This is a genomic window from Mumia sp. ZJ430 (genome assembly GCF_011751845.1).
Taxonomy (GTDB): domain Bacteria; phylum Actinomycetota; class Actinomycetes; order Propionibacteriales; family Nocardioidaceae; genus Mumia.
The window spans coordinates 157059-170948 of sequence record NZ_JAAHFK010000003.1; the positions used below are offsets into that span (position 1 = coordinate 157059).

The window sequence follows — 13890 nt, forward strand, 5'->3', positions numbered from 1 at the left end:
GGCACGACATGTTCACACGCAAGCGGTCGACCCGCCTGATTGCCGCGACCACCGCGCTCGCCGCCGCGCTGGGGCTGTCGGCCTGCGGCGGTGCAGACGCTGACAGCTCCAAGACGACGCTGTCGCTCGTCGGGTTCGCGGTGCCCAAGGCCGGCAACAATGCGGCCCAGAAGGAGTTCGCCAAGACCGATGCGGGCGAGGGTGTCGTCTGGAAGGAGTCGTACGGCGCCTCGGGCGACCAGAGCCGTGCGGTCGCGGGTGGCCTGAAGGCCGACTACGTCCACTTCTCCATCTCGCCCGACGTGACGCGCCTGGTCGAGGCCGGCCTCGTCGCCGACACCTGGGACGACGGCGAGCACAAGGGCATCGTCACGGACTCGGTCGTCGTGCTGGTCGTCCGCGAGGGCAACCCCAAGAACATCCAGAGCTGGGACGACCTCGTCAAGCCGGGCGTCTCGATCGTCACCCCCAACCCGGGCTCGTCGGGCGCCGCGCGCTGGAACATCCTCGCCGGCTGGCAGCAGGCCGCCGACGACGGCGGCGACGCCGCGGGTACGGCCTACCTGACAAAGTTCTTCAAGAACGTCGCCGCGCTTCCCGGCTCGGGCCGTGACGCCACGGCGGCCTTCCAGGCCGGCACCGGCGACGTCCTGATCTCGTACGAGAACGAGGCGATCCTGGCCCGCCAGCAGGGCGAGAAGTTCGAGTACGTCGTCCCGGACGAGACGCTCCTCATCGAGAACCCGGGCGCGGTGCTCGAGGACGGCGACGCCAAGGCCGAGGCGTTCCTCGAGTACGTCCTGAGCGACGAGGGCCAGGAGCAGTACGTGTCCAAGGGCTTCCGCCCGATCAGCAATAGCGTCGAGGTCGGCAAGGTCGAGGGCGCGAACGACCCGGAGAACCCGTTCCCGACGCCGACCAAGCTCTTCACCATCGACGGTGACCTCGGCGGCTGGGAGGCCATCAACAAGAAGTTCTTCGACGAGAACGCCGGCATCGTCACGAAGATCCAGCAGGAGACGGGCAAGTCGTGACTTCTCCGTCACTCACGCAGGTGCGGCGCCGGGGACCCCGGCGCCGCGCCCGCGCGGCAACCGCCCTCACCCCCGCCGCCGGGGTGGGGTTGGGCATCGCGCTGATCTGGTTCAGCATCCTCGTGATGCTGCCGCTGTCGGCGGTCGTCCTCACGACGGCTGAGGGCGGGTGGGCGACGTTCGTCGACACGATCTCGCAGCCCCAGACGTGGGCGGCGATCACGCTCACGGTTGGCGAGGCGCTCGTCGTCACCCTCACCAACGTCGTCTTCGGCACGCTGATCGCGTGGGTGCTCGTGCGTGACCGCTTCTGGGGCAAGCGCATCCTCGAAGTCATCATCGACATCCCGTTCGCGCTGCCGACGATCGTCGCCGGCCTCGTCCTGCTCAGCCTCTACGGTCCCAACAGCCCGATCGGCGTCGACGTCGCCAACACCCGGATCGCGGTCTTCCTCGCACTGCTGTTCGTGACGACGCCGTTCGTGGTCCGCACGGTCCAGCCCGTCCTGCTCGAGCTCGACATCGAGACCGAGCAGGCTGCCGCATCGCTGGGCGCGAGCACGTTCACGACGTTCCGCCGCATCCTCCTCCCGGCGCTCGCGCCTGCTATCACCGCCGGCGCCGCACTGTCGTTCGCCCGCGCGATCAGCGAGTACGGCTCGCTGGTGCTTTTGTCGGGCAACCTCCCGATGCGTACGGAGGTCACGTCGGTCCGGATCCTCACCTACATCGAGAACGGCAACATGGCGGCCGCCGCCTCCGTCGCGTCGCTGCTTCTCCTGGTGGCCCTGTTCGCGATCGTCGCCCTCGACGTCATCGCGAGGCGGGTGGCGCGACGATGACCGGCAACCGCCTCATCCGCTATGCGCTGCGCACGATCGTGCTCGTCTATCTCGGCCTCCTCATCGTGTGGCCGGTCTCGCTGGTCGCCAAGAATGCGTTCGCCGAAGGCGTCGGGACCTTCGTCGACGCGCTCACCGAGGAGACCACCGCGTACGCGTTCCAGCTCACGCTGATCGTGGCCGTGTGGGCCGTGGTCATCAACACCGTCTTCGGCATCCTGATCTCGATCCTCCTGGTGCGCTACACGTTCCCGGGACGCCGGATGCTGTCGGCGCTGATCGACCTTCCGCTGTCGGTCTCGCCGGTCGTCGTCGGCCTCGCGCTGCTGCTCGCGTACGGCGGCACGAACGGCTGGTTCGGCCCTGCGCTCGAGGACTCGGGGCTCCAGGTCATCTATGCGACACCGGGCATCATCATGGCGACGGCGTTCGTGTCGCTGCCGCTGGTGATCCGGGAGATCGTGCCGGTCCTCACCGAGATCGGGACGGAGCAGGAGCAGGCCGCGCGCAGCCTCGGCGCCAACGCGTGGCAGACGTTCCGCCGCATCACGATCCCGGCGATCCGCTGGGCGCTGGTCTACGGCGTCGTCTTGAGCCTCGCCCGCTCCCTCGGCGAGTTCGGTGCGGTCAAGATCGTGTCCGGCAACGTCGTCGGTCAGACCCAGACGGCCACGCTCGTCGTCGAGGAGAAGTACCAGAACTTCGAGCAGACCGCCGCGTACGCGTCCTCGTTCGTCCTCGCGGCGGCCGCCGTCCTCGCGCTGATCGTCGTCACGATGCTGCGGCCCGGCCACAGCGAGTCGGCCAGCACCGCAGGCGCCACCGTCGCCACTCCCCTCCCCACTCAGAAGGACCCAGCATGAGCATCGAGATCGCAGGGGTCGGCCGTCGCTTCGGCGACTTCGTGGCCCTCGAAGACATCAATCTGTCGGTCCCGACGGGCCAGCTCACTGCACTCCTCGGCCCTAGCGGCGGCGGCAAGTCGACCCTGCTGCGCATCATCGCCGGGCTCGAGAACGCCGACTCCGGCACCGTCGAGATCGAGGGCACCGACGCGACCCGCCTCCCGGCACGCAAGCGCAACGTCGGCTTCGTGTTCCAGCACTACGCGGCGTTCAAGCACATGACCGTGGCGCGCAACGTCGCGTTCGGCCTGGAGATCCGCAAGCAGCCCAAGAAGCAGGTCGCCGAGCGCGTCGCGGAGATGCTGCGCCTGGTGCACCTGGAGCAGTTCGCCGATCGCTATCCCTCCCAGCTCTCGGGCGGACAGCGTCAGCGCATGGCGCTCGCGCGCGCACTCGCGATCGAGCCGAGCGTGCTGCTGCTCGACGAGCCGTTCGGCGCGCTCGACGCGAAGGTCCGCAAGGAGCTGCGTGACTGGCTGCGCCGTCTGCACGACGACGTGCACGTGACGACGGTGTTCGTGACCCACGACCAGGAGGAGGCCCTCGAGGTCGCCGACCAGATCGTGGTGATCAACCAGGGCAAGATCGAGCAGATCGGCACGCCGGACGAGCTGTACGACCAGCCGGCGTCGGACTTCGTCCTGTCATTCCTCGGCCCCGTCACCACGCTCGGCGACCGTCTGGTCCGCCCGCACGACATCGAGGTCACCACCTCGCCCGTCCCGGACGCCGTACCGGGCACGGTCACGCGGTGGACACGCATCGGCTACGAGGTGCGCCTGGAGGTGACGCCGACCGAGGGCGGCGATCCGATCCTCGTGCAGCTCACCCGCTCCGAGGCGCTCAAGCGTGGCCTCGCCGACGGGGCGTCGGTGTGGCTGCGCGAGACCGCCGCGGTGAACGGCGCCCCCTCCCCCGTACCCGCCTGACCCTTTCCGTTGGGCCCCACGCAGAGCGGCGCGCCCACCGCAACCTTGCGGTGGGGCCACGACTCTCCGTGGGGCCCAACGGAAAGGAGCGCGGACGGCGTCAGTGCGCCAGCGAGAGGGAGAGGCGCTCGCCGCGGTAAAGCCACGCAGACACGATGAGGATCGCCAGCCCGGCGAGCGACAGGCCTACGCCGACCCACGCGGTCGCCAGGTAGCCGAACCCTGCAGCGATCGTCGCGCCGCCGAGCCAGGCTCCCAGCGCGTTCGCGGCGTTGAGCGCCGAGTGGTTGAGGGCGGCACCGAGCATCTTCGCGCTGCCGGAGACCTCCATCAGGCGCATCTGGAGCAGCATTCCGAGCGCGGCCGCTGCGGTCGAGAGCAGGAAGACGCCGAGCAGCAGGAGCAGGCCGTGCTGCGCGGTGTAGGCGAACAGCGCCAGGAGCAGCGCCATCGCGATCAGCATCGCGCACAGCCATGCGAACAGCGCGTGGTCGGCGAGCCGTCCCCCGAGCTCGGTGCCGGCGATCGAGCCCACGCCGTACACGAGCAGCACCCACGGCACGAACCCCGCGCTCAGCATTGTCACGTCGGTCGTGATCGGCGCGATGTAGCTGTAGACGGCGAAGAGGCCGCCGAAGCCGACCGCGCCGACTCCGGCGGTCAGAAGCACTTGCGGTTGCCGCAGAGCCCGCAGCTCGCGGCGTACGGTCGCCGAGGTGTCACGCTGCTGCTGCGGCACGAAGGCGCCAATGAATCCCATCGTGACGACGGCGAGCGCGACGACCACCCAGTACGCCGCGCGCCACCCGAGCAGCTGCCCGAGGAAGGTGCTCGCCGGGACACCGATGAGGTTGGCGGCGGCGAGGCCCAGCATGACCGAGGCGACGGCGCGGCCACGGCGCTGAGGCGAGACCAACGAGGCCGCGACCAGCGAGGCGACGCCGAAGTACGCACCGTGCGGCACCCCCGCGATGAACCGCGCGCCGAGGAGCGTCTCGTAGGTCGGCGCGACGGCGGTGAGGAGGTTGCCGAGCGCGACGGCGGCGACAAGTCCGATCGCGAGGGCGTGCTTGGGCAGGCGCGCCGTGAGCGAGACGATGACCGGAGCGCCGATGACGACGCCGACCGCGTACGCCGAGATGACGTGGCCAGCGCTCGGGATCGAGACACCGACCCCGTCGGCGATCTCGGGGAGCAGCCCCATCGTCACGTACTCGGTCGTCCCGATCGCGAAACCGCCCAGCGCCAGCGCGAGGAGGGCGAGCACGAGGTTCTGGGGTCGCACGTCTCGGCGCTCACGCAGGGTTCGGGGCGTGCGGGTACGGCGGGGTGTCGTGGTGGAGGTCATCACTTCCACAATAAGTTGCTGGAGAGAACAATTCCCGTCCGACAGGCGTGAACTTGCTCACCCCCATACGGGACAAATCGGGCGTGTCGCGCGCGCTCCGCGCTGAAGGCGAGCACAATGCGAGACGGACGGGGCGTCAGGGGGACGTCCTCGTACGAGGGGGACCCGATGACACCCGACCTTCGCTCACGACTCGGAGCCGAGCTGCTCGGCTCGTTCTGGCTGGTGCTCGGCGGCTGCGGCACGGCGGTGCTCGCTGCCGTGTTCCTCACCGACGCGGGCAACCTCGGCGTCGGACACCTCGGCGTCGCCTTCGCCTTCGGCCTGACCGTCCTCACCGGCGCGTACGCCGTCGGCCACATCTCCGGCGCTCACTTCAACCCCGCAGTGACCTTTGGGCTCGCGGTCGCCAAGCGATTCCCGTGGAAGGACGTCCTCCCCTACTGGATCGTCCAGATCATCGGTGCGACCCTCGCCGGTGCTGTCCTCCTCGCCATCGCCAACGGTGTCGACGGGTTCTCCGCGGTCGACAGCGGCTTCGCCACCAACGGGTACGACGACCGCTCGCCCGGCGGCTACGCCCTGTGGTCGGTGTTCCTGTGCGAGGTCGTGATGACCGCGATGTTCCTGTACGTGATCTTGGGCGTGACGTCCAAGCGTGCTCCCGTCGGCTTCGCGCCCTTGGCGATCGGCCTCATGCTGACCCTCATCCACCTCATCTCGATCCCCGTCAGCAACACGTCGGTGAACCCCGCCAGGTCGCTGGGTGTCGCCTGGTTCGCCGGCGTCGACGCCCTCGCTCAGGTGTGGGTGTTCCTGCTGGCACCGCTGATTGGCGCAGCCATCGCGGGGGCGACCTTCGTCTTCATCACCGGGGTCGATCGCAGCGACATCGACGTCGTGGGAGACAGCGACCGCTGAGCGCGACGGCCGGTACGCCGTTCCACTGCGCGAGCCGGGTCCGTACCCCGTCACAGGGCGTACGGACCCGGCTTGCTAGCGTCGTGAGGACGTACGTGTCGTACGCCCTGTACTCCAAGGAGATGTCGTGAGCGCAACACCCGTGAAGGTGGCCGTCACCGGCGCCGCCGGTCAGATCGGCTACAGCCTGCTCTTCCGGATCGCCGCCGGCGATCTGCTCGGCCCGGACACCCCGGTCCAGCTGCGTCTGCTCGAGATCACGCCCGCGCTCAAGGCGCTCGAGGGCGTCGTGATGGAGCTCGACGACTGCGCCTTCCCGCTGCTCGACTCGGTCGAGATCGGCGACGACGCCAACACGATCTTCGACGGCGCCAACCTGGCGCTGCTCGTCGGCGCCCGCCCCCGCACGAAGGGCATGGAGCGCGGCGACCTGCTCGAGGCCAACGGCGCGATCTTCACCGCTCAGGGCAAGGCGCTCAACGACCACGCTGCCGACGACATCCGCATCGGCGTGACCGGCAACCCGGCCAACACCAACGCGCTCATCGCGAAGACGAACGCGCCCGATATCCCGGCCGAGCGCTTCTCCGCGCTCACGCGTCTCGACCACAACCGCGCCATCTCGCAGCTGGCCGCCAAGACCGGCGCGAAGGTCACCGACATCACCAAGATGACGATCTGGGGCAACCACTCGGCCACCCAGTACCCCGACATCTTCCACGCCGAGATCGCCGGCCGTAACGCCGCCGAGGTCGTGAACGACCAGGCCTGGATCGCCGACGACTTCATCCCCACCGTCGCCAAGCGCGGCGCCGCCATCATCGAGGCGCGCGGCGCTTCGTCCGCCGCATCCGCCGCATCGGCCACGATCGACGCCGCCCGCGACTGGCTTCTCGGCTCTGCCGAGGGCGACTGGGTCTCGATGGCGGTCTCGTCCGACGGCTCGTACGGCGTGCCCGAGGGCCTCATCTCGTCGTTCCCCGTCATCACCAAGGGCGGCGACTGGGAGATCGTCCAGGGCCTAGAGATCGACGACTTCTCGCGCGCGAAGATCGACGCCTCGGTCGCCGAGCTCGCCGAGGAGCGCGACGCGGTCACCAAGCTCGGTTTGATCTGAGCCACTGACGTAGGACCCGACATCAGGACCCGACGTTTCACCCCAGATCCGGGGTGGAACGTCGGGTCCTTCTGTCGGGTCCTACGTCATTCGTCAGCGGCGCGGCGCGTCGTCCTGGCGCCGGTTGCGCAGCACGACGAACGGCAGGAAGAACGCTGCCACCGCCGTCACGAGCCACACGATGAGCGAGGCCAGCACCCACGTCGTGGCGCCTGAGATCGAGAGGCCGTCGGTGAAGACGTTCGCGATGATCAGCGCGACGAGCGTCGAGACGAGCCCTATGCCGCCGAGGAACACCGGCGCGTTGCGCGCAGCCACCTTTGTGATGAACGGCGACAGGATCGCCTGAGCGAGCGTGAAGACAAGCACCGCGACGACGAAGCCACTAGGCTCCACCGTCATGTCGTCGAGCACCCAGGTGGCAACGAGAATGCCGACGGCACTCGATCCGAGCGCGATCGCGACGTTGAGCAGCAGGCGGATCATGCCCGCAGCGTAGCGCTCCGTACGCCCGTCAGCCGGTGAATCCGCGCGGCACGACGAACGCGAGCGTCACCAGCGCCGCCCCGAGGACCAGCATCCATCCGCAGTCGAAGGCCTTCCCTCGCACGCGCAGAAGTCCTGCGCGCGCCTCGGGGAGCACCGCGCGCACCGCAGACCCGAGGACGAGAGCGGCACCGAGGAGCGCAATGCCTTGACGCCAGGCACCGAACGCGACCAGGCCGAGACCGACGGCGAGCGCGGCGACCAGCGCGGCGAACATCTGGGTCCCTCCGACCCCACCCGTCCCGCGTGTCATGCCAGGCCGGCGGCGCGCTCGGCGGCCTCCACGACGTTCTGGAGGAGCATCGCCCGCGTCATCGGCCCGACCCCACCCGGGTTGGGCGAGACCCAGCCGGCGACCTCGGCGACGCCGGCGTCGACGTCGCCTGCGATCTTGCCGTCGGCGTCACGGCTGACGCCGACGTCGAGGACGGCGGCACCAGGCTTCACCATGTCCGCGGTGATGATCGACGGCACGCCTGCTGCGGCGACGACAATGTCGGCGCGAGCGACCTCGGCCGCCAGGTCGCGCGTACCGGTGTGGCACAGCGTGACGGTGGCGTTCTCCGTACGGCGAGTGAGGAGCAGCCCGAGCGGGCGCCCGACCGTCACGCCGCGGCCGACGACCACGACGTGCTGCCCCGCGATCGGCACACCACCGGCGCGCAGCAGCTCGACGATGCCGCGCGGCGTGCACGGGAGCGGCGCGGGCTCGTTGAGGACGAGCCACCCGAGGTTGGTCGGCTGGAGGCCGTCCGCATCCTTGTCGGGATCGATCGCCCCGATGACGGCGTTCTCGTCGATGCCCTTGGGGAGCGGGAGCTGCACGATGTAGCCGGTGCAGGCGGGGTCGGCGTTGAGGCTGGCGACCGCCTTGAGGATCTCGTCCTGCGTGGCGCTGGCCGGCAGGTCGACGCGGATCGACTCGATGCCGACCTGAGCGCAGTCGCGGTGCTTGCCGGCCACGTAGATCTGGCTGCCGGGGTCGTCGCCGACGAGCAGCGTGCCGAGTCCTGGCCGGACACCGCGCTCGGCGAGGGCGGCGACCCGCGTGGTGAGGTCGGCCTTGATGGCGGCGGCAGTGGCCTTGCCGTCGAGTATCTGTGCGCTCACCCTCGAAGTCTCCCATGCCAGACTTCGAGGGTGAGCCCTCGCCTCGGAACCCTCGACCTCGTCCCCGCACTCGATCGTCTGGACCTGCTGGCCGATCCCGTGGCGGCCGCTCTCGGCACGCTCGGGCAGGCCGCCGACGAGGCGTGGGTGTGTGCGATCGACCCCGCGCTCGCGGACACGGCAGCGTTCGCCGAGGCGTACGAGGTGCCGCTCGAGGCGTCCGCGAACTGCGTCGTCGTCCTCGGCAGGCGCGCCGGTGAGGAGCGTGCGGCCGCGTGCGTGGTCCGCGCCGACACGCGTGTCGACGTCAACGGCGCGATCCGCAGGCGGCTCGGCGTACGCAAGCTGTCCTTCGCGCCGACGGAGTGGGCGACGGAGACGACGGGCATGGAGTACGGCGGGATCACGCCCGTCGGGGCACCGAAGGGTTGGCCGGTGCTCGTCGACGAACGGGCGGCCGCACTCGAGTGGGCGCTGATCGGGTCGGGCATCCGCGGGTCCAAGCTCGTGCTCCCCGGCGCGCTCCTCGCCGCACTCCCCTCCGTCGAGGTCGCCGCGTACGCGCTCTGACGCGCGTCACGCGTGCCAGCCGGCATTCGCGAACAACCTCCGGAGCTGGTCCGCGACGACCTCGCACTCGTGGCGTACGGCGTACGAGCTGAAGATCAGCAGCTTCGGCCCGCCGATGACGATCTCATTCGCGCGGAGCAGGTCGGCGTCCCACTGGAGGACGCGCATGTGCGGGATGCCGTGGATCTCGATCGCGAGCTCGTACTCGTCCCACGCCACGTCGAGGTAGTACTTGCCGTCCTTGCGTCGCACGCGCCGCTGCCGCGTCGGCTCGGGAAGGCGCAGCCGCCCCCGGATCGCGTCGAAGTCGCGCTCGGGCAGCGACTGGATCCCGCCCGCGGCATCGAGGTACGACTCGACGATCAGCGCGCGGTGGCGGCACGTCCCCCGCCGCGTGAGGGCATCACGCAGTTCGCGCGTACGGACGAGCCCCTGCTGCGCGCTGGCGAGGACGATCGCACGCGCGCGGCGAGGTGCCTCGGACCAGCTCGCCGCGTCGACGATGCTGCGTGGGGTGCGCGTCCGCGGCGGCGTACGGAGGGGATGCACGTCGCGTTCGTCGAGGTAGACGCTCGAGTGCACCACCAGCCCGTCTTGCTCGGGGCGGCGCGCGTGGTCCGGGATGACGGCGTACGTCGCGTCCGGCGGGAATCCGGTCAGGCCGTCCTGCTCGAGGGCCGAGAGGCCGCCGATCACAGAGCCGGGCGGGCACGCCAGCAGGTGCGCCCAGGTTGCCTGCTCGGGGGTCAGTGGCCCGTTGTGCGTGACGACGACTCCGCGATAAGGCTGCTGCCACAGCCGGTTCCGTACCTTGGCACGGAGCCGCTTCTCACCGACGAGCTGCAGCGCCTGGGCGGTGGTCAGCACGCCACACTGCGTCTCGAGCTCGTCCGACATGCGCACGATCCTGGCCCGGATTCGGCTCCGCCCGCTCGTACCCCTGTGGATGACGGAAGACCCGACGAAAGGACCCGACGTTGCACCCCGGATTCGGGGGTGCAACGTCGGGTCGTGATGTCGGGTCGTACGTCAGTGGAAGAAGTGGCGCGATCCCGTGAAGTACATCGTGATCCCCGCTGCGTTCGCCGCCGCGACGACCTCCTCGTCGCGCACCGAGCCGCCGGGCTGGACCACGGCCCGCACGCCGGCGTCGATCAGCACCTGCAGCCCGTCGGCGAACGGGAAGAACGCGTCCGACGCCCCGACCGAGCCACGCGCACGGTCCGTGCCCGCACGATCGACCGCGAGACGGCACGAGTCGACCCGGTTGACCTGGCCCATGCCGACGCCCACGGCGCCGCCACCCTTAGCCAGCAGGATCGCGTTCGACTTCACCGAGCGGCACGCCGTCCACGCGAACGCGAGCTCGGCCAGCGTCGCGTCGTCAGCCGCCTCACCCGCTGCCAGCGTCCACGTCGCCGGGTCGTCGCCCGGCGCGTCGACGTGGTCGCGCGACTGCAGCAGCAGCCCGCCGGAGATCGGCCGCATCTCGATCCGCTGCGGGTGCTCGTCGAGCGGCGCGACCAGGATGCGGATGTTCTTCTTGCGCGTCAGCACCTCGACGGCCCGCGGCTCGAAGTCCGGCGCGACGATCACCTCGGTGAACACCCGGGTGACCTTCTCCGCCATCTCCACCGTCACCGGACGGTTCGACGCGATCACGCCCCCGTACGCCGACACCGGGTCGGTCGCGTGCGCCTTCTCGTACGCCTCGACGATGTCCTCACCGATCGCGATCCCGCACGGGTTGGCGTGCTTGATGATCGCGACGGCCGGCGCCTCGAAGTCGTTCGCCGCACGGCGGGCGGCGTCGGCGTCGACGTAGTTGTTGTACGACATCTCCTTGCCGTGCAGCTGCGTCGCGTTGGCGATGCCGGGCCGGTCGCCGTGATAGAGCGCGGCCGGCTGGTGCGGGTTCTCGCCGTACCGCAGCGTCGTCGACAGCGCCCAGTCGCCGCCGACCCACGCCGGGAACTGCTGCGCCGGCTGCGGCGCGTACAGGCTCTCGAACCACGACGCGACCGCGATGTCGTACGAAGCGGTGTGCGTGAACGCCTCGGCCGCGAGCCGCTTGCGCTGGTCGAGGGTGAAGCCGCCACCCCGCACCGCCTCGAGCAGACCCTCGTAGCGCCGCGGGTCCACCACGACGGCCACTGACGGGTGGTTCTTGGCGGCGGCGCGCACCATCGAAGGTCCGCCGATGTCGATCTGCTCGACGACCTCGTCCGGTGATGCGCCCGAGGCCACCGTCTGCCTGAACGGATAGAGGTTGACGACCACGAGGTCGAACGGCTCGATCTCGAGCTCGGTCAGCTGCTCGACGTGCGCGTCGAGACGCAGGTCGGCGAGGATGCCGGCGTGGACCTTCGGGTGCAGCGTCTTGACGCGGCCGTCCAGAGTCTCGGGGAACCCGGTCAGCTCCTCGACCCTGGTCACCGGGACGCCTGCCTCGGCGATCTTCGCCGCGGTCGATCCCGTCGACACGATCTCGACGCCAGCGGCCTGCAGACCGACTGCCAGCCCCTCGAGCCCGGTCTTGTCGTACACCGAGACCAGGGCCCGCTTGATCGGGCGCCGTCCTTCGTCGTGCAGAGCCTCGTCGTCGCTCATCCGATCGTGACCTTTCTTCCGGCGATGGACCAGCCCTCGCGGACCATCGCTCCGACGGCGTCGACCAGCTGTCGACGCTCCGCTTGCTTGATGCGCTCCATGAGCGTGTCCTCGTCGTCGTCGTCGAGGACGGGGACGGCCACCTGGGCGATGATCGGCCCGGTGTCGACCCCGTCGTCGACGAAGAACAAAGTCGCTCCCGCGAGCTTCACGCCGTACGCCAGCGCGTCGCGCGGACCGTGGATCCCCACGAAGCTCGGGAGCAGCGAGTTGTGCGTGTTGACGTAGCGGTCCGCGAACGCCGTCAGGAACGACGCCCCGACCAGCTTCAGGAACCCCGCCGAGACGACCAGATCGGGCTCGTACGAGGCGACGCTGGCGGTGAGCGCAGCATCCCAGTCGGCACGCTCGTCGTAGTCGCGGACGCGGTGGACGAAGATGTCCGCTCCAGCCCGCTGCGCGCGGGAGAGCCCCTCGATGCCGTCACGGTCCGCACCGACGGCCACGACCTCGGCCCCGTACGCGGGATCGGCGCAGGCGTCGATCAACGCTTGGAGGTTGCTCCCGGACCCGGAGACGAGGACGACCAGCCGTGCCGGCCGTTCAGCCGTGGGGGGTGGAGTCCGCCGTGGACGGGTCAAAAAGGGCGTCGTCGTCTGCTCCACGGCGACTACGATAGTGCGCCGCGGCCGCGCCGACCGCGCCACCCACGGCGAGGACGCCGATCGAGAGCAGCACGGAGAGCGGCAGATCGGGTCCGCTGTGGCCCAGCCGGCCTGGTCCGACCGCCCCACCGGACAGGAGGAGGCCGACTCCCACCACGGCGCCGGCGAACGCCCCGGCGGCCGCCCCGGCCACCACATCGGTACGGAAGGCACCGAGCGCGCGCCGCTCGGCCCGCGTGACGGTCACGTAGCCCGCGAGGGCGCCCGCCAGCAGCGGCACCGCGGCGAACGCGATCAGCCAGCCGGGCCGCGGGCCCGCCGGCGGCACGGCCGCGAGGACGGGCAGCGCCGGGACGAGCCCGAGCGTGCTGGAGGTCAGCGTGACCGAGGTGCCGGCGCCCAGGGCGTACCCGGGCCCGAGCATCGCCGCCACCGTCCACAGCACGAGGTTGGGCAGGACGAGGACGCACACGAGCAACAGGCCGATCCCGCCGAGCAGGCCAGGCCGCAGTCCGTCCCACAGCGCGCCTGCCGCGTCCGCCCGGACGACGAGGTCACCGACGACGAGGAGGCCGGCCGTCGAGACGAGGGTGATCGCCCCGACGATCCCCCCGCGCAGCGCCGACCGTGCCGTCGGCGGCAAGGCGCGGTGATGGCGGCGCAGCCAACCCGTGCCGTGCGCGGCTCCGGTCGCCCCGCAGACCCCGCCGACGACGAGGCCGGCGATCGCCGCCCGCCCCGGGTGGACAGCGGCCACCTCGAGCTGCGACCACCACGCCACCACGGCGAGCACGGCCGCGTACGAGGCAGCGCAGGTCGCGGCGACCACGCCGACCTCACGGATGCGGCTGGAGACGCCCCAGCCTGCGGCGACGCGAGCGACGGTCGCATGGAGGGTCAGCACCACCAGCGCGAACAGCCCCAGAGGGATCGCGTTGATCACGGTGTGACCCACTGTCACGCCGCTCCCGTGGGCCGCCAGCCAGGCGATCGCGCCGCCGCGCAGGGCCCCTCCGGCCGTCCCGGACTCCCCCGCGAGCCAGACGACGACGGTCAGGCCACCGCACACGAGCAGGCCCAGGAGGGCGGCGACGACGGCCGCGATCACCCCGGCAGCCCAGCCGGGTCGGCTGTCCTGCCCAGGCCGGGTGCGGAGCGGGCGCATTGAGGTGTCCGAGGTCTCGATCATCGTGACCATCGTCCCTGTAGCCTGGGTCGCCGGGACGGAGGCACGCCGTTGCGCACCGCCCGGGGGGCCGTCCAGCTGCACCGCCCCGACCCGCAACCGTAGGG

Annotated in this window: 15 protein-coding genes; 7 read left to right on the forward strand and 8 right to left on the reverse strand. The window is 70.6% G+C overall.

The annotated features are described in order from the left end of the window. The first annotated feature begins 8 nt into the window (after positions 1-8). Genes HCT63_RS12930 through HCT63_RS12945 form a run of 4 tightly spaced genes read left to right on the forward strand, consistent with a single transcriptional unit; the run spans position 9 to position 3710 of the window. Positions 9-1034 (forward strand): sulfate ABC transporter substrate-binding protein, encoded by a 1026-nt coding sequence (locus HCT63_RS12930; RefSeq protein WP_167005401.1) that lies wholly within the window; start codon positions 9-11, stop codon positions 1032-1034. Next, positions 1031-1876, forward strand: coding sequence for a sulfate ABC transporter permease subunit CysT (gene cysT / locus HCT63_RS12935; RefSeq protein WP_167005403.1), 846 nt, complete (start codon positions 1031-1033; stop codon positions 1874-1876). Before HCT63_RS12930 ends, cysT begins: the two co-directional genes overlap by 4 nt. Beyond that, on the forward strand, positions 1873-2739 hold the full coding sequence (locus HCT63_RS12940; protein ID WP_167005406.1) for a sulfate ABC transporter permease subunit: 867 nt from the start codon (positions 1873-1875) through the stop codon (positions 2737-2739). The genes cysT and HCT63_RS12940 overlap by 4 nt, the downstream gene beginning before the upstream one ends. After that, positions 2736-3710: a sulfate ABC transporter ATP-binding protein gene (locus HCT63_RS12945; protein ID WP_167005409.1), complete on the forward strand. Its 975-nt coding sequence runs from the start codon at positions 2736-2738 to the stop codon at positions 3708-3710. The genes HCT63_RS12940 and HCT63_RS12945 overlap by 4 nt, the downstream gene beginning before the upstream one ends. A 100-nt stretch (positions 3711-3810) precedes the next feature. Here HCT63_RS12945 and HCT63_RS12950 read toward each other — a convergent pair whose 3' ends face one another. Then, positions 3811-5058 carry an MFS transporter gene (locus HCT63_RS12950; protein WP_167005412.1) on the reverse strand — a complete coding sequence of 416 codons (1248 nt, stop codon included), beginning with the start codon at positions 5056-5058 and terminating at the stop codon, positions 3811-3813. Between the two features lie 168 nt (positions 5059-5226). Here HCT63_RS12950 and aqpZ point away from each other — a divergent pair, with 168 nt between their 5' ends. Further along, on the forward strand, positions 5227-5979 hold the full coding sequence (gene aqpZ / locus HCT63_RS12955) for an aquaporin Z (RefSeq protein WP_167005414.1): 753 nt from the start codon (positions 5227-5229) through the stop codon (positions 5977-5979). A 127-nt stretch (positions 5980-6106) separates the two neighbouring features. Continuing rightward, complete coding sequence (locus HCT63_RS12960) at positions 6107-7096, forward strand: malate dehydrogenase (RefSeq protein ID WP_167005417.1); 990 nt, start codon at positions 6107-6109, stop codon at positions 7094-7096. 93 nt (positions 7097-7189) lie between these two features. Here the strand turns inward: HCT63_RS12960 and HCT63_RS12965 are convergent, their stop codons facing one another. The 3 genes from HCT63_RS12965 to HCT63_RS12975 are packed head-to-tail and all read right to left on the reverse strand — an operon-like array spanning position 7190 to position 8752. Continuing rightward, a complete protein-coding gene (locus tag HCT63_RS12965; RefSeq protein ID WP_167005420.1) occupies positions 7190-7582 on the reverse strand; it encodes a phage holin family protein in 393 nt (130 codons plus the stop codon). A 28-nt stretch (positions 7583-7610) separates the two neighbouring features. Beyond that, a complete protein-coding gene (locus tag HCT63_RS12970; protein WP_167005423.1) occupies positions 7611-7859 on the reverse strand; it encodes a DUF3017 domain-containing protein in 249 nt (82 codons plus the stop codon). Positions 7860-7891: 32 nt separating this feature from the next. Then, a complete protein-coding gene (locus HCT63_RS12975) occupies positions 7892-8752 on the reverse strand; it encodes a bifunctional methylenetetrahydrofolate dehydrogenase/methenyltetrahydrofolate cyclohydrolase (protein ID WP_167005426.1) in 861 nt (286 codons plus the stop codon). A 30-nt stretch (positions 8753-8782) separates the two neighbouring features. Here HCT63_RS12975 and HCT63_RS12980 point away from each other — a divergent pair, with 30 nt between their 5' ends. Then, positions 8783-9322, forward strand: coding sequence for a YbaK/EbsC family protein (locus tag HCT63_RS12980; protein ID WP_167005429.1), 540 nt, complete (start codon positions 8783-8785; stop codon positions 9320-9322). 6 nt (positions 9323-9328) lie between these two features. Here HCT63_RS12980 and HCT63_RS12985 read toward each other — a convergent pair whose 3' ends face one another. The 4 genes from HCT63_RS12985 to HCT63_RS20490 all read right to left on the reverse strand — a co-directional run bounded on the left by HCT63_RS12985 (position 9329) and on the right by HCT63_RS20490 (position 13786). After that, a complete protein-coding gene (locus HCT63_RS12985; protein WP_167005432.1) occupies positions 9329-10219 on the reverse strand; it encodes a hypothetical protein in 891 nt (296 codons plus the stop codon). A gap of 132 nt (positions 10220-10351) precedes the next feature. Beyond that, positions 10352-11932 carry a bifunctional phosphoribosylaminoimidazolecarboxamide formyltransferase/IMP cyclohydrolase gene (gene purH / locus HCT63_RS12990; RefSeq protein ID WP_167005435.1) on the reverse strand — a complete coding sequence of 527 codons (1581 nt, stop codon included), beginning with the start codon at positions 11930-11932 and terminating at the stop codon, positions 10352-10354. Continuing rightward, entirely contained in the window at positions 11929-12573 is a 645-nt protein-coding gene (purN, locus tag HCT63_RS20485; RefSeq protein ID WP_220471309.1) for a phosphoribosylglycinamide formyltransferase, read from the reverse strand. The genes purH and purN overlap by 4 nt, the downstream gene beginning before the upstream one ends. Further along, positions 12536-13786: a DUF6350 family protein gene (locus HCT63_RS20490; protein ID WP_220471277.1), complete on the reverse strand. Its 1251-nt coding sequence runs from the start codon at positions 13784-13786 to the stop codon at positions 12536-12538. Before HCT63_RS20490 ends, purN begins: the two co-directional genes overlap by 38 nt. Positions 13787-13890: the final 104 nt, after the last annotated feature.